General features: G+C 63.1%; 12 protein-coding genes. 9 read left to right on the top strand and 3 right to left on the bottom strand.

All coding sequences use genetic code 11. The features are described from left to right. Positions 1-170 precede the first annotated feature (170 nt). Complete coding sequence (gene metH / locus AC07XM_RS04710) at positions 171-3,878, top strand: methionine synthase (protein WP_016485951.1); 3,708 nt, start codon at positions 171-173, stop codon at positions 3,876-3,878. A 167-nt stretch (positions 3,879-4,045) separates the two neighbouring features. Beyond that, the gene (locus AC07XM_RS04715; protein ID WP_016485950.1) at positions 4,046-4,261 is read left to right on the top strand and encodes a DUF2970 domain-containing protein; all 216 of its coding nucleotides are present in this window, start codon (positions 4,046-4,048) and stop codon (positions 4,259-4,261) included. Between the two features lie 377 nt (positions 4,262-4,638). On the opposite strand, the gene AC07XM_RS04720 is transcribed toward AC07XM_RS04715, so the two are convergent. Then, complete coding sequence (locus AC07XM_RS04720) at positions 4,639-5,715, bottom strand: ABC transporter substrate-binding protein (RefSeq protein ID WP_016485949.1); 1,077 nt, start codon at positions 5,713-5,715, stop codon at positions 4,639-4,641. Positions 5,716-5,928: 213 nt separating this feature from the next. Here AC07XM_RS04720 and AC07XM_RS04725 point away from each other — a divergent pair, with 213 nt between their 5' ends. The 6 genes from AC07XM_RS04725 to AC07XM_RS04750 all read left to right on the top strand — a co-directional run bounded on the left by AC07XM_RS04725 (position 5,929) and on the right by AC07XM_RS04750 (position 11,979). Beyond that, on the top strand, positions 5,929-7,581 hold the full coding sequence (locus AC07XM_RS04725) for a nitrite/sulfite reductase (protein ID WP_016485948.1): 1,653 nt from the start codon (positions 5,929-5,931) through the stop codon (positions 7,579-7,581). Beyond that, the gene (locus AC07XM_RS04730; RefSeq protein WP_016485947.1) at positions 7,565-8,059 is read left to right on the top strand and encodes a DUF934 domain-containing protein; all 495 of its coding nucleotides are present in this window, start codon (positions 7,565-7,567) and stop codon (positions 8,057-8,059) included. The genes AC07XM_RS04725 and AC07XM_RS04730 overlap by 17 nt, the downstream gene beginning before the upstream one ends. 249 nt (positions 8,060-8,308) lie before the next feature. Beyond that, the gene (dkgB, locus tag AC07XM_RS04735; protein ID WP_023047804.1) at positions 8,309-9,112 is read left to right on the top strand and encodes a 2,5-didehydrogluconate reductase DkgB; all 804 of its coding nucleotides are present in this window, start codon (positions 8,309-8,311) and stop codon (positions 9,110-9,112) included. Positions 9,113-9,327: 215 nt separating this feature from the next. Next, positions 9,328-9,792: a nuclear transport factor 2 family protein gene (locus AC07XM_RS04740; protein ID WP_016485945.1), complete on the top strand. Its 465-nt coding sequence runs from the start codon at positions 9,328-9,330 to the stop codon at positions 9,790-9,792. Between the two features lie 147 nt (positions 9,793-9,939). Next, positions 9,940-11,169: an MFS transporter gene (locus AC07XM_RS04745; protein ID WP_096425876.1), complete on the top strand. Its 1,230-nt coding sequence runs from the start codon at positions 9,940-9,942 to the stop codon at positions 11,167-11,169. Between the two features lie 36 nt (positions 11,170-11,205). Then, positions 11,206-11,979, top strand: coding sequence for an AraC family transcriptional regulator (locus tag AC07XM_RS04750; RefSeq protein ID WP_016485943.1), 774 nt, complete (start codon positions 11,206-11,208; stop codon positions 11,977-11,979). A 45-nt stretch (positions 11,980-12,024) separates the two neighbouring features. On the opposite strand, the gene AC07XM_RS04755 is transcribed toward AC07XM_RS04750, so the two are convergent. Both AC07XM_RS04755 and AC07XM_RS04760 read right to left on the bottom strand, forming a co-directional pair. Beyond that, positions 12,025-12,987, bottom strand: a complete 963-nt coding sequence (locus tag AC07XM_RS04755; protein WP_096425875.1) for an aliphatic sulfonate ABC transporter substrate-binding protein — start codon at positions 12,985-12,987, stop codon at positions 12,025-12,027. A 14-nt stretch (positions 12,988-13,001) separates the two neighbouring features. Further along, positions 13,002-13,958, bottom strand: coding sequence for an ABC transporter substrate-binding protein (locus AC07XM_RS04760; RefSeq protein ID WP_024717708.1), 957 nt, complete (start codon positions 13,956-13,958; stop codon positions 13,002-13,004). A gap of 325 nt (positions 13,959-14,283) precedes the next feature. On the opposite strand from AC07XM_RS04760, the gene AC07XM_RS04765 reads away from it, so the two are divergent. Beyond that, a complete protein-coding gene (locus AC07XM_RS04765; protein WP_102689232.1) occupies positions 14,284-16,197 on the top strand; it encodes a tyrosine-protein phosphatase in 1,914 nt (637 codons plus the stop codon). Positions 16,198-16,206 lie beyond the last annotated feature (9 nt).

The following is a 16,206-nucleotide window of genomic DNA, read 5'->3' on the forward strand; positions in this document are numbered from 1 at the left end:
AAAGTCCTGGGTCCTGAAAGCTGTCACTGTTGTTGCCTGGTCGTCTTTGGGTGCTGTTAATCGCGTCAGCAACATGAGCAGTTTTCATGCAAATGGGCGGTGCGCCTAAAAACCGCGCAACTTTGATATGATTCTGCACCTTCTGATATTTGCCCGACCAGGTAGTTCCTATGTCCGACCGCAGCGCTCGTCTCCAAGCACTCCAGAACGCCCTCAAAGAGCGCATCCTGATCCTCGACGGCGGCATGGGTACTATGATCCAAAGCTACCGTCTCGAGGAACACGACTATCGTGGCACGCGCTTCGCCGATTGGCCAAGCGATGTAAAGGGTAACAACGACCTGTTGCTGCTCAGCCGCCCGGACGTGATCGCCGCCATCGAGAAAGCCTACCTCGATGCCGGGGCGGATATTCTAGAAACCAACACCTTCAATGCCACGCAGATTTCCCAGGCCGACTACGGCATGGAGTCGCTGGTCTATGAGCTGAACGTGCAAGGCGCGCGCATTGCCCGCCAGGTAGCCGATGCCAAGACCCTGGAAACGCCCGACAAGCCGCGCTTCGTCGCAGGTGTACTGGGCCCTACCAGCCGCACCTGCTCGATTTCCCCGGACGTCAACGACCCCGGCTACCGCAACGTCACGTTCGATGAGCTGGTAGAGAACTACATCGAGGCCACCCGTGGCCTGATCGAGGGCGGCGCGGACCTGATCCTGATCGAAACCATTTTCGACACCCTCAACGCCAAGGCGGCCATTTTTGCCGTGCAGCAGGTGTTTGAAGACGACGCTATCGAACTGCCGATCATGATCTCCGGCACCATCACCGACGCCTCTGGCCGCACCCTGTCGGGCCAGACCACCGAAGCGTTCTGGAACTCGGTGCGCCACGCCAAGCCGATTTCCGTGGGCCTGAACTGCGCCCTCGGCGCCAAAGACCTGCGCCCTTACCTGGAAGAGTTGTCGACCAAAGCCGACACCCACGTTTCCGCCCACCCCAACGCCGGCCTGCCGAACGCCTTCGGCGAGTACGACGAAACCCCGGCCGAAATGGCTGCGGTGGTCGAAGAGTTCGCAGCCAGCGGCTTCCTCAACATCATCGGGGGTTGCTGCGGTACCACCCCGGGCCACATCCAGGCCATTGCCGAGGCCGTGGCCAAATACAAGCCACGCGAGATCCCGGAGATTGCCAAGGCCTGTCGCCTGTCCGGCCTGGAACCGTTCACCATTGATCGCCAGTCGCTGTTCGTCAACGTCGGCGAGCGCACCAACATCACCGGTTCGGCCAAATTCGCCCGGCTGATCCGTGAAGAAAACTACACCGAAGCCCTGGAAGTCGCCCTGCAGCAGGTCGAGGCCGGCGCCCAGGTGATCGACATCAACATGGACGAAGGGATGCTCGATTCCCAGGCGGCAATGGTCCGTTTCCTCAACATGATCGCTGGCGAGCCGGACATTTCCCGCGTGCCGATCATGATCGACTCCTCCAAGTGGGAAGTGATCGAAGCCGGCCTGAAGTGCATTCAGGGCAAAGGCATCGTCAACTCCATTTCCATGAAAGAAGGCGTCGAGCAGTTCAAGCACCATGCCCGCCTGTGCAAGCGCTACGGTGCCGCCGTGGTGGTCATGGCCTTCGACGAAGTCGGCCAGGCCGACACCGCCGCGCGCAAGAAGGAAATCTGCAAGCGCAGCTACGACATTCTGGTCAACGAAGTGGGCTTCCCGCCCGAAGACATCATCTTCGACCCGAACATCTTCGCCGTTGCCACGGGTATCGAAGAGCACAACAACTACGCCGTCGACTTCATCGAGGCCTGTGCCTATATCCGTGACCACCTGCCCCATGCGCTGAGCTCGGGCGGTGTGTCCAACGTGTCGTTCTCGTTCCGTGGCAACAACCCGGTGCGCGAGGCGATCCACTCGGTGTTCCTGTTCCACGCCATCCGCAACGGCCTGACCATGGGTATCGTCAACGCCGGCCAGCTGGAGATCTACGACGAGATCCCGGCCGAGCTGCGTGAAAAGGTCGAGGACGTGGTGCTCAACCGCACGCCGGAAGGGACCGATGCCCTGCTGGCCATTGCCGACGACTACAAAGGCGGCGGCGCCACCAAGGAAGTCGAAAACGAAGCCTGGCGTTCGCTGCCGGTCGGCAAGCGCCTGGAGCACGCACTGGTCAAAGGCATCACCGCGCACATCGTCGAGGACACCGAGGAGTGCCGCCAGCAATGCGCACGCCCCATCGAGGTCATCGAAGGTCCGCTGATGAGTGGCATGAACGTGGTTGGCGACCTGTTCGGTGCAGGCAAGATGTTCCTGCCCCAGGTGGTCAAGTCGGCCCGCGTGATGAAGCAGGCGGTGGCGCACCTTATCCCGTTCATCGAAGCCGAAAAAGGTGACAAGCCAGAAGCCAAGGGCAAGATCCTGATGGCCACGGTAAAAGGTGACGTGCACGACATTGGCAAGAACATCGTCGGCGTGGTGTTGGGCTGCAACGGCTATGACATCGTCGACCTCGGCGTGATGGTGCCGGCCGAGAAAATCCTGCAAACCGCCCGCGACGAAAAATGCGACATCATCGGTCTGTCCGGCCTTATTACCCCGTCGCTTGACGAGATGGTCCACGTTGCCCGCGAAATGCAGCGCCAGGGCTTCGAACTGCCGCTGATGATCGGCGGCGCCACCACGTCTAAGGCGCACACCGCAGTCAAGATCGAACCCAAGTACAGCAACGACGCCGTCATCTACGTCACCGATGCCTCGCGGGCGGTCGGCGTGGCCACCCAGTTGCTGTCCAAAGAGCTCAAGCCGGGCTTCGTCGAGAAAACCCGCCTGGAATACGTGGATGTGCGCGAGCGCACCGCCAACCGCAGCGCCCGTACCGAGCGCCTGAGCTACGCCCAGGCCATCGCCGCCAAGCCGAAGTACGACTGGGCCGGTTACCAGCCAGCAGTGCCCTCCTTCACCGGCGTCAAGGTACTGGAAGACATCGACCTGCGCACCCTGGCCGAATACATCGACTGGACCCCGTTCTTCATTTCCTGGGACCTGGCCGGCAAGTTCCCGCGCATTCTCACCGACGAGGTGGTCGGTGAGGCTGCCACCGCGCTGTACAAGGATGCCCGCGAGATGCTCGACAAGCTGATCGACGAGCAGCTGATCAGCGCCCGCGCGGTGTTCGGCTTCTGGCCGGCCAACCAGGTGGCCGATGACGACATCGAGGTGTACGGCGAGGACGGCCAGGCGCTGGCCACGCTGCACCACCTGCGCCAGCAGACCATCAAGCCCGACGGCAAACCCAACTGGTCGCTGGCTGACTTTGTCGCGCCAAAAACCAGCGGCGTCACCGACTATGTGGGCGGGTTCATCACCACTGCCGGCATTGGTGCAGAGGAAGTGGCCAAGGCTTACCAGGACAAAGGCGACGACTACAGCTCGATCATGGTCAAGGCCCTGGCCGACCGCCTGGCCGAAGCCTGCGCCGAGTGGCTGCACGAGCAGGTGCGTAAAGAGCACTGGGGCTATGCCCGCGACGAACACCTGGACAACGAAGCGCTGATCAAGGAGCAGTACCGCGGCATCCGCCCGGCCCCGGGCTACCCGGCCTGCCCCGACCACACCGAAAAAGAAACCCTGTTCCGCCTGCTCGACGGCACGGCCATCGGCGAAACCGGGCCGAGCGGTGTGTTCCTTACCGAGCACTTTGCCATGTTCCCGGCGGCGGCGGTGAGTGGCTGGTACTTTGCCCACCCGCAGGCGCAGTACTTTGCCGTTGGCAAGGTCGACAAGGACCAGATCGAGCGCTACAGCGCGCGCAAAGGGCAGGATGTGAGCGTAAGCGAGCGCTGGCTGGCACCGAACCTCGGGTACGACAGCTAAGACTGTGCCGGCTTCCTCGCGGGCAAGCCCCCCACAGGTAAATCACTGCCCTGGCGGTTTGTGCCGAACCTGTGGGAGCGGGCTTGCCCCGCGAAGAGGCCGGCACAAGCAACCTTAGCGCCATTGCCTACACTGTTCCTGATTGCCTCTGATCTTCAGGAGCTACCATGGATGATTCCAGCCAGGGCAAACCCCCAACCTTCTGGCAGATGCTGCACAGCATCCTCGCCGCCGCCTTCGGCGTGCAAAGCGGCAAGAACCGCACCCGCGACTTCACCCACGGCAAAGCCAGCCATTTCATTGCACTGGGGACGCTCTTCACCCTGATTTTCATCATGGTGCTGATCGGCCTGGTGCAACTGGCCCTGCACCTTACCCGCTAGCCTGCCCCGGCCTCATCGCCGGCAAGCCAGCTCCCACAGGTTTTCTGCAGCCTCAGGGCCTGCGCTGTACCTGTGGGAGCTGGCTTGCCGGCGATGAGGCCGGGACAGGCCACACAAAAACGCCCGCAGGACATACCCCCGCAGGCGCTGTTGCTACATCACGGTCTGAAAGAGAAGTCTACTGGTGGCTGACCCAATACACGGCAGTGACCACCACCAGGACGATCAGGCAGAGGATCGCCCAGGCGTCGACACTGCTGTCAGCTTTGCGGACCTTGGTTGAGTTTCCCATTGCATTGCCTCTTGTAGTGGTTATGGGAATGCACTTCACAACCAGCAGTTAAGACGAGCAATGCCCTTCCCTCAAGCAGGGTCTTTCAATACTCGACCGGTGACGTCAGGAACGGGTACTGGTAACTGGCCGGCTGCCCTTCGGCGCTGTAATTCAGAAAATCGACGCCGTAGTCGTCCCGCTCCAGCAGTTTCAGCCACCGCCTGGCCTTGGCCTGATCGATCGCCTGCAACACTGGGGCACTGTGCACACGCTGGCCGTCGCGGTTCAGCGCCACCCCGTGGGCATCATCGTGCAGCATCACCATGGCCCAGCCACCCAGGGTGAAATGCCCACCCATCAGCACGCTCAAGCGCCCATCGATGCGCGCACGCAAGGCCTCAGGCGAACTGTTGACGACGCCGAACAGCACATCACGCCCCGGTGTGTGCCCTGCTTCCTCGAACGCCTGCATGGCGCCAAAGCCCATCTCGTCGTTGGCCGACCACACCAGGCGGGTGGCCGGGTAACGCTCCAGCAATTGCTGCGCCTGTTCATAGGCACGCTGGCGGCTCCAGCCGCCGTATACCACCTGACGCAGGCGCACCTGAGGGAAGTCGGCCAGGGCGCGGCGCATGCCCTCCTCGCGCAACTGCGAGGCCGGTGTGGTCTTGAGCCCGGCAAAGGCCACCAGGTCCACCGGCCCTGCGTCGCGAGGCAGTTGCGCGACCATCAGGCGCAACATCTGGAAGCCCGCCTGCTCATCGTTGCTCATCAGGGTACCCAGGGGCTCGGCGTACTTGTCCGGCTGGGCCTGTATGCTACGGGCCTGGCTGGCGGTCAGGCCGTTGTTGACCAGCAACAGCTTGACCCCGGTACCACGCGACAGGCGCAGGATTTCCGGTGCCACGTACTGCTCATTGACCAGCACCAGGTAGTCTGGCCGCTGCGCCCCACTCAAGATCGCGCGGGCCTGGGTCAGCACCCGGTCGGCTCGGCGCTCGCTGTACTCAACGCGCAGGGACATGCCCAGTTCGTCCGCAGCGGCCTGCATGAAGCGGGTGTAGCTGGTCCAGAATGTCTCGGTGGACAGCCCCGGATTGAGGAACACCACCGAGGCCGGCTGCGCATTTGCCGCCAGTGGCAGGGCAAGACACAAGCTTTGGCACAGGGCCTTGAGCATGGGGTCACATCTCTGCGAAGCAAACGCCGGATTATAACCGCCTGGCTGCGCCCGGCGTACAAATGGCAGTCAGTCTCACATAGTCCATTTGGTTCTTTTCATATGCAAAAACATCACTTTAGCGCATAACCGCAACCTGATATCGTTCCACGGCTCCGTACCGGAGTGCGCGGCCGTGCGCGCGAATAGCTGCATGCCTGAGACAGGACTTTTATGTACGTATACGACGAGTACGATCAGCGGATCATCGAGGACCGCGTCAAGCAGTTCCGTGATCAGACCCGCCGCTACCTGGCCGGTGAGCTGAGCGAAGAAGAATTCCGCCCTCTGCGCCTGCAGAACGGCCTATACATCCAACGTTTCGCACCAATGTTGCGTGTCGCCGTGCCGTACGGCCAGCTGAGCGCCCGCCAGGTCCGCACCCTGGCGAAGATCGCTCGCGACTACGACAAAGGCTACGCGCACATCTCCACGCGCCAGAACGTGCAGTACAACTGGCCGGCACTGGAAGACATTCCGGACATTCTCGCCGAGCTGGCTACCGTGCAGATGCATGCGATCCAGACCAGCGGCAACTGCCTGCGCAACACCACCACCGACCAGTTCGCCGGTGTGGCCGCAGACGAAATCATCGACCCGCGCCCATGGTGCGAGATCGTCCGCCAGTGGACCACCTTCCACCCGGAATTCGCCTACCTGCCGCGCAAGTTCAAGATCGCCATCAACGGCTCGCAGGAAGACCGCGCCGCCATCGAAGTGCACGACATCGGCCTGGAGCCGGTGCGCAACGCTGCTGGCGAACTGGGCTTCCGCGTGCTGGTTGGCGGCGGCCTGGGCCGTACCCCGGTGGTCGGCTCGTTCATCAACGAATTCCTGCCGTGGCAAGACCTGATCAGCTACCTGGACGCCATCCTGCGCGTGTACAACCGTTACGGTCGCCGTGACAACAAGTACAAGGCGCGGATCAAGATCCTGGTCAAGGCGCTCACACCTGAAGTGTTTGCCGAGAAGGTCGAGGCCGAAATGGTCCACCTGCGCGGCGGCAGTACCACCCTGACCGAAGACGAAGTACAACGCGTATCGCGCCACTTCGTCGACCCGGAGTACCTGGCCCTCGACAATGTCGACTACGCCGCCCAGGACGCAGAAAACCCAGGCTTCGCCCGCTGGCGCTCGCGCAATACCCGCGCCCACAAGCGCCCTGGCTACGTGGCCGTGACCTTGTCGCTCAAGCCTACCGGCGTTGCCCCGGGCGACCTGACCGACAAGCAGCTGGACGCCGTCGCCGACCTGGCCGAGCGCTACAGCTTCGGTTTCCTGCGCACCTCGCACGAGCAGAACATCATCCTCGCCGATGTCGAGCAGCGTCAGTTGCATGCGCTGTGGCTGGAGCTGCGCGAAAGCGGCTTCGCCACCCCGAACATCGGCCTGCTGACCGACATCATCTGCTGCCCAGGCGGTGACTACTGCTCGCTGGCCAACGCCAAGTCGATCCCGATCGCCGAGTCCATCCAGCGCCGTTTCGACGACCTGGACTACCTGTTCGACATCGGCGAAATCGACCTCAACATCTCTGGCTGCATGAACGCCTGCGGCCACCACCACGTGGGCCACATCGGCATCCTCGGCGTGGACAAGAAGGGTGAGGAGTTCTACCAGGTGTCGCTGGGCGGCAATGCTGCGCGCGGCGCAAGCCTGGGCAAGATCCTCGGCCCGTCCTTCGCCCAGGATGCCATGGCCGATGTGATCGAGAAGCTGATCGCCGTGTACGTCGAGCAACGTACCGAGGAAGAGCGTTTCATCGACACCTACCAGCGTATCGGCATCGACCCCTTCAAGGAACGCGTCTATGCAGCGAATCATTAAGAACAACCAGATCGTCGACGAAACCTGGCACTTGCTGCCCAAGGAAACCTCGTTCGACGAGCTGACCAACTGCGACGACTACATCGTGCCGCTGCAGCTGTGGCGTGACCACGCCCATGTGCTCAAGGCCCGCGACGGCGGCCTGGGCGTGTGGCTGGACAGCGACGAAGAAGCGGAAGAAATCGGCGAAGACGTGCAGTACTTCCAGGTGATCGCGCTCAACTTCCCGGCCTTCACCGACGGGCGTAGCTATTCCAATGCGCGCCTGTTGCGTGACCGCTACAAGTTCAAGGGCGAGCTGCGTGCCATCGGCGACGTACTGCGCGACCAGCTGTTCTTCATGGCCCGCTGCGGTTTCGATGCGTTCGCCATCCGGGCCGACAAGGACCCGGAAGACGCGCTGCAAAGCCTCAAGGACTTCTCGGTGACCTACCAGGCCGCCACCGACGAGCCGCTGCCGCTGTTCCGCCGCCGCTGATCGTCCCGCTCCAGCGAACAGCCCGCCACCCGGCGGGCTTTTTCGTTCCTGGCCCCTGGCGTTGAAGGGCCTTAAGACTCGAATCAAGTTAAACCTGCCGTTGCGCTACCTCACGCTCTGAACAGATGTGCGCGGAATCATTCTTGCCTACAGTTCAAATGACTTTGACGCAGCAGCGGCTTATTCGCTGCCTTGCGAACCTGCACACTGGCCGTCACATGATTTCCCCCACTCTTCAGGAGTAACTCAATGAGCGTTCCTTCCTTCGGGCTCGGCACCTTCCGCCTCACTGGCCAAACTGTCATCGACTCGGTCAAGTCGGCCCTGGCGCTGGGCTACCGCGCCATCGACACCGCACAGATCTACAAGAACGAAGCCGAAGTCGGCCAGGCCATCGCCGAAAGTGGCGTGCCGCGCAACGAGCTGTTCATCACCACCAAGATCTGGGTCGACAACTATGCCGCCGACAAGCTGATTGCCAGCCTGCGCGAGAGCCTGGAGAAGCTGCGCACCGACTACGTCGACCTGCTGCTGATCCACTGGCCGGCGCCGGGCAACGGCGTGGAACTGCGCGAATACATGACTGCGCTGGCCGAAGCGAAGAAGCTGGGGCTGACACGCCAGATCGGTGTGTCCAACTTCAATATCGAGCTGACCCGCCAGGCCATTGATGTAGTCGGCAAAGGCGAAATTGCCACCAACCAGATCGAGCTGAGCCCGTACTTGCAGAACAGCAAGCTGGCAGCATTTCTGAATGAACAGGGCATTACCGTGACTTCGTACATGACCCTGGCCTACGGCAAGGTTCTGAAAGACCCGCTACTGGCCGAAATAGCAGCCAAGCACAAGGCCACCGTCGCCCAGGTTGCGCTGGCCTGGGCCCTGCAGCTGGGCTACGCGGTCATCCCGTCTTCGACCAAACGCGAAAACCTGGCCAGCAACCTGCTTGCCCGTGACCTGAAGCTGGGCGCCGACGACATGGCACGCATCGCCACACTCGAACGCAATGGCCGAGAAGTCAGCCCTGACGGCCTGGCGCCGGTCTGGGACTGACACCCCAACTTTTCAGCCTTGATACAGGCATTGAGGGCCGCCTTGCGGCCCACTGCCGCACAGCCAGGCCCGACTGCGCGCGGCAAGGCCATGGCTTCGTTCACAAGCCTGTATTGTTCCACGCACCGCAATTATGAAGTGTCGCGCACATCCATTCTCTGTCCAGGCACCGGCAGCTAACCTGCTAAAAACCAAACGACCTGAGGAGTACGCCGATGTCCCGACCACCACTACCGCCCTTCACCCACGAAAGTGCCATCGAAAAGGTGCGCCTGGCCGAAGATGGCTGGAACGGCCGCGACCCGGCCAAAGTCGCCCTCGCGTATACCCCTGACACGGTCTGGCGCAACCGCGTCGAGTTCCCCCGTGGGCGTGCCGAGGTCGAGGCGTTCCTCACCCGCAAATGGGACCACGAACTGGAGTACCGCCTGATCAAGGAGCTGTGGGCCTTCACCGGCAACCGTATTGCCGTGCGCTATGCCTATGAGTACCACGACGACAGCGGACAATGGTTCCGCGCCTACGGCAACGAGAACTGGGAGTTCGCCGACGATGGGCTGATGCAGAACCGCCACTCGAGCATTAACGAACACCCCATCAGCGAAGCCGAGCGCAAGTTCCACTGGCCGCTGGGGCGGCGCCCGGATGACCACCCCGGGTTGAGCGAGCTGGGTCTCTGAGCTACCAGCGGGGGTTGGAACAGCGGTGCGGGCACGGATGCCCGAAACGCGACAGTGGCTGCCTGTTCGGCGGGAGACAGGCAACCCGGGTACTGGCTAACCTGCGGCGGCAATGCCTTGTTCCCTTGCCACAGAAGAACCTTGCCCATGACAACTTCCGCCGCCTTGGCCGCCGCCCCGCCTGCCGACCAACCTCAGGGCTTTGTAGTCCGTATCGTCGGTGCTGCCGCATTCGCCCACCTGCTGAACGACCTGATCCAGGCCGTACTGCCGTCGATCTACCCGATGCTGAAAAGCGACTTCGCGTTGAGCTTTGCCCAGATCGGCTGGATCGCCCTCGTCTACCAGGTAACAGCCTCTCTGCTGCAACCCTGGGTCGGGATGTACACCGACAAGCACCCGCAACCGTACCTGTTGCCAGCCGGAATGCTGGTGACATTGGCGGGCATCGCCCTGCTCGCCTTCGCGGGCAGCTATGAAATGCTGCTGGTGGCTGCTGCGGTGGTCGGCGTAGGTTCGGCAACCTTCCACCCCGAAGCTTCGCGGGTGGCCCGCATGGCCTCAGGCGGGCGCTTCGGCACCGCCCAGTCGACCTTCCAGGTGGGTGGCAACACAGGCTCCGCCCTCGGCCCGCTGCTGACCGCTGCCATCGTCATACCACACGGCCAGCCGGCCATTGCCTGGTTCATGCTGGCGGCTGCGCTGGCCGTGCTGGTGCTGCTGCGGGTGACCGGCTGGAGCATGCGCCACGGCCAGGCCCGGCTCAAGCGTTTCGCCGGCCAGCAGGCCCCCGGGCTGTCGCGGGGCGCCATGTGGCGCGCCGTGGTGGTGGTCGCCGTGCTGATGTTCGCCAAGTTTGTTTACATCGCCTCGTTCACCAACTACTTCACCTTCTACCTGATCGAGCACTTCGGCCTGAGCGTGCAACACAGCCAGCTGTATCTGTTCGTGTTCCTCGCAGCCGTGGCATTGGGCACTTTTGCCGGTGGCCCGGTGGGAGACCGCATCGGGCGCAAGGCGGTGATCTGGGTTTCGTTTCTTGGCGTGGCACCCTTTGCCCTCGCCCTGCCCCACGCCAACCTGGCCTGGACAGCGATACTGGCGGTGGCCATCGGCCTGGTAATGTCCTCGGCTTTCGCGGCGCTGGTGGTGTATGCCCAGGAAGCGGTGCCGGGCCGGGTCGGCATGGTTTCGGGGGTAATGTTCGGGCTGATGTTCGGCATCAGCGGCATTGGTGCCGCCGGCCTGGGTGAGCTGGCCGACCGCCATGGCATCGAGTGGGTATACCAGGCGATCGCGTTCCTGCCGCTGCTGGGCCTGGCAACCGCGCTGTTGCCAGCAACCCGTTCGAAGGCCCCGCCCAGCCGCTGCTGCTAAAGTGGCGCTGCCAGGCTGCATCTATACGAGGTCACGATGGTAAAACCGCAGCGCGAATTGCTGGTGGAGGTCGATCAGTGGACCTGGGAAGTGGGTAGCCGTGCAACGGACTACCCCAGCGACTGGTTCATCGAGCCCCATACCCATGCCAAGCATCAACTGATCTATGCCATCAAAGGGCTGATGATCGTCGAGTCCGGCAACGAATGCTGGACAGTGCCACCCAGCCGCGGGGTGTGGATGCCTTGCGGCCAGGTGCATGCCATCCGCTGCGTGGGCGATGTGAAGATGCGCAGTGTGTTCGTGCGCACCGATGCGGCAGCGGGCCTGCCCCTGCAGAGCAAGGCCATCAGCATCTCGCCGCTGCTCAGCGAATTGATCAAGGCTTCGGTGGGCTTTACCGCACCCTTTGCCGAGGACTCGCGCGAAGCCCGGGTAATGCGCCTGATCCTCGACGAGATCAGCGTACTGCCGACCTTGCCGCTTAAGCTCTCGCAACCCAGCGACAAGCGCCTGCGGGTGATTTGCACGGGATTGCAAGAGCGGCCCGACGATAACGCCACCGTGGCCGACTGGGGCCAGCAACTGGGGGTGGACGAGAAGACCATCCAGCGGTTGTTCCGCAGCGAAACCGGCATGACCTTCGGCCAGTGGCGCCAACAGGCGCGGCTGATGCAGGCACTGGAGCGGATTGCCCTGGGCGAGCGGATCATCGACGTGGCGGGGGCACTGGGGTATGACAGCCCCAGTGCCTTTGCCAGCATGTTCAAGCGCCACTTCGGTACTACGCCCAGCCAGTTCTTCAAATAACCCTCAGTTTACAGATTGTCGGCACCGGCCTATTCGCGCGTATCCTCAGTCAGCAGCGTGCGGCTCGAACACCGTCACCGCACGCGCATCCACCGGTTTGGGCAGCAGCCCTTCGCGGTAGAAGGCATCGGCAATACGCTGTTGCTCACCCAGGTTGTCCAGTTGCACCGGCTGCACGTCATAGCTGCGTCGGCCATTGGCCTGCTGCACCGTCGCGCTGTCCAGGTTGCCCCACAGCGGCCCCAGTACCCGGGCAGCCGCTGCAGGGTTGGCCTTGGTCCAGGCCCCGATCTCGCGCAGCGCCTGGTACACCTGCTGCAGCACTTCAGGATGCGCCTTGGCGTAATCGCTACCGGCCAGGTAGTAGCGCTGGTAACTCGCCAGCTCGCTGCCATCGGCCAGGATGCGCGCGTTCTGCTGGCGCTGGGCGCTGGCCACATACGGGTCCCAGGTGACCCAGGCATCGACCTTGCCGTTCTCGAACGCCGCCCGGCCGTCGGCGGGAATCAGGTACGCCGGGGTAATGTCCTTGAAACCAAGACCGGCCTTGGCCAGGGCCTGGATCAACAGGTAATGGCTGCCCGCCGCCTTGGTCACCGCCACACGCTTGCCCTTGAGGTCGGCCAGGGTCTTGAGCGGCGAGTCGGCTGGCACCAGGATGGCCTGGGCCGAGGGGGATGGCGCCTCACGAGCAAAATAGGTGAGCTTGGCGCCAGCTGCCTGGGTGAATACAGGCACGGTGTCGGCCACATCCGCCGACAGGTCTATATTGCCCAGGTTCAGCGCCTCCAGCAGCGGCAGGCCACTGGGGAACTCGTGCCAGCTGACGCGGATACCTTCGGCCTGCAGGCGCTGCTCCAGGGTGCCACGGGCCTTGAGCAAGGTCAGCAGGGTTGAGGATTTCTGGTAACCGATGCGCAGGGTCTGATCGGCGCTGGCGAGCGACGGCAGCAGGCAGCCGAGCAGCAGGCCCAAGGCCAGGTGGCGCAGGCGTTTGCGGTGCAGCATGGGACGTCTCCGGGTCAATGTTGGGCCAGTGAGTCAGGGGCGGGCACGCTAAAGCCACTGGCAAAGGTCGGGGCCACGTCCAGGCGTTGATTCATCAGGCCGTGGGCGTGGTAAAAGTCGGCGGTTTCCTGCTGTTCGCCGATGGTCTTCGCGTCAATCGCCTGCCAAACCAGTTGGCGCCGCTCGAACTGCAGGCGGGCAGCATCCTGCGGAAAGCCGATGATCGCAGCCAGGGTTTGTGAATAGCTGTCCAGATGCTGGTAAGCCCAGACCTGGGCGCCGGCCAGGCGCACAAGGTAGTCCTGCAATGCGGCCTTGCGAGCCGGATCACCCAGCGCCTTGTCGGTGGCGGCCAGGAAACTGTTGCCACTGGACAACCCCCGACCGTTGACCAGCACTTTGCCCTGGCCGCTCTGCTCGGCCAGCGCGGTGTAGGGTTCCCAGGTCGACCAGGCGTCCACCGAGCCATTGGCCAGGGCGATCTTGGCGTCGACGGGGCCGAGGAAGCGAAACTCCACGTCCTTTTCGCTGAGCCCGACCTGATCCAGCGCCTTCAATGCAAGGTGGTGGCCTATAGAGCCACGGCCCGTGGCGATCCGCTTGCCCTTGAGGTCGGCAGCGCTGTGCAGCGCTGCGTCGGGGCGCACCAGCAGCGCCGTGCCATACGGGTCGGACTTGTCCACGGCAATGGCCTTGACCGGCGCACCAGAGGCCAGCACGAAGAGCAATGGTGCATCGCCAATGATGCCAGCATCGATCGCGCCGGCATTCAGTGCCTCGGCCAAAGGCGCGGCAGCGGGGAACTCGGCCCAGCGGATGTCGTAAGGCAAGTCACGCAGGGCATCGGCTGCCTCCAGCTGGGCGCGCATGTTGCCTTTTTGGTCACCGATGCGCAGGGTCAGGCGGTCACTGGCAAATGCCTGAGTAGCCAGCAGTGTGGCAGCCGCGAAAAGCAGCAGGCGAGATCGAATGGACATCCGCAGTTCCTTGCAGGTTGAAGAAACTGCGAATGTAGCCGGCTAGATCAAATAAATAAAAGTAATTAAATTCATAAGCTAATATGCAAAAAAACAAAAACAGGCAAACCCTCGCCTCAGCCGAAATGAAAGCAACCCTGCGTTCCAGGTCTGGCCAGTGTGTGATTAACGGGGCGCTTTGCGCCCCAGTCGCCGGGACAGAAGACGCAAAACAAGGACAGATCGCGCAAGCCTTTGCACATCACCGCAAAATGTAACATTCAGTTTCATGTTGCCCCAGGACAGTAGACAGCCTAACCCACTGCCTGAGGCCTGATCCGTGCTGCAACGTGTGCTCTGCTCCCTGTCCCTGCTTACCCTTGCCATTTCCACCGCCCATGCCGCCGAAGCGCTCGCCACCCCACGCCTGGCCGGTATGGATAATTTCCGCGACCTCGCCGGCACCACCAGCGCCTACCCGACCAGCCATGACGGCACAATGCGGGCGGGTGTGTTCTACCGTGCCAACGCCCTTACCCCGACCGCCGCCGACCTGGCCACCCTCAATGGCCTGGGTATCAGCAATGTGTACGACCTGCGCACCCCAAGCGAAATCGCCAGCACGCCCGATACGCTGCCGGGCGGCGCCAGCTACACCAACATCGACATCATTGGCAGCACCACATCGGGCTCCAACATCACCAACATTTCCTTCAGCAGCGCAGAACAGGCGCGGGCGATGATGCAGGAGACCAACCGCGCCTTCGTCAGCGACGCCGGCATGCGTGGCCAGTTTGCCGTGCTGTTCAACGAACTGGCGGCTGCCGATGGCGCCGCGCTGTTTCATTGCACCGCGGGCAAGGACCGCACCGGCTGGACGGCAGCGGTGCTGCTGAGCATCGCCGGGGTGGACGAGGCCAGCATCATGAGTAACTACCTGGCCACCAACGGCTACACCGCCGCCCGCGTGGCTGCCACGCTGGCGGCGATGCCGGCGAGCATGGCCGAAATCTATGCACCGCTGCTGGGGGTCGAAGCCAGCTACCTGCAGGCTGGCCTCGATGAAATCAGCGCCAACTACGGCAACATGGACAACTACCTCAAGCAGGGCCTGGGCCTGAGCCAGGAAACGATCTACGTGCTGCGCGGCAAGATGGTGCGCTATGGTTCCCTGCCCGGCGAGGCAGGCCTGCTGGGCAACGCTGCCGCCGGCGCGCAATTGTTGCGCGAGCTGCAGGACACCTCGCTGTCGGGCAGCTACAGCGCCTACAACTACTACCTGCAATCGGCCATCGATGCCGGCAGCTTGGGCGGCGTGACCTCGACCGTTGGCGGCCAGGTGCACGCGGATGCCGCCAGCTACCTGCTGCGCCAGGGCGCCATGGTCGAGCGTGCGGCTTCGCCCTTTGCCGACGGCAGCGGCCTCAAGGCCGGCCAGGCGCGCCTGTGGAGCACGGGGCTGGCCGGCTACCTCGGCACTGACGGCTCAGCCCATGCGGCCAGCAGCAACGAGCATAGCCAGGGGTTGATGGTGGGCATGACCCAGCGCTTTTCCGAGCAGCTCAGCGGCCATGCCGGTTTTGGCTATAACCGTGGCAAGGTGGGCGGGGCCGGTGGCGAGGCCGATACCGACCTGACCTTCCTCAGCCTGGGCGCACGCTTCGCCCCTGGCGGCCTGGAGCACGGACTGTTCATCGATGCCGACATCAGGGGTGGCTGGCTCGACTACTCCAGCAAACGCGAACTGGGCGGCGGCCTGGGCACGGCCAAGGGTGACAGCCACGGTACGCTGGCTGGCGCCAGCCTGGCGCTGGGTTATCGCCTGCCCACCCATGGCGTGGTGCTGGAGCCGAGCATTGGCGTGCGGGTCAGCCACGTCGACCTGAACGGCTTTACCGAGAAAGGCAGCGAACTGGCCCTGCAAGTGGACGACCTCAAGGCAACCCGCCGCAGTGCAGGGGCCAACCTGAAGGCGTCTTTCGCGCCCATCCCCGTCGGCAGCTGGCAGTGGGTGCCTGGGGTGGAAGTGGGTTACGAACATGCCCTGGGGGATCAGCAAGTGGACAGCCAGGGGCATCTGCTGGGGCTGGATATCGAGCAACGTGCGGCGTTCGACAACCGCGACCAGTTTACTGGCGGGGTGAGCCTGATGGCCAACCTGGGTGCGTTGAGTGTGGGCGGCGAAGTGGCGGCGATGGGCGCAGGCGACAGCCACGGGGTGAGTGGCAGCCTCAAGGCCAGCTACGCGTTCTAAACCATATCA

This window comes from Pseudomonas sp. GW460-LB5 (assembly GCF_059423245.1).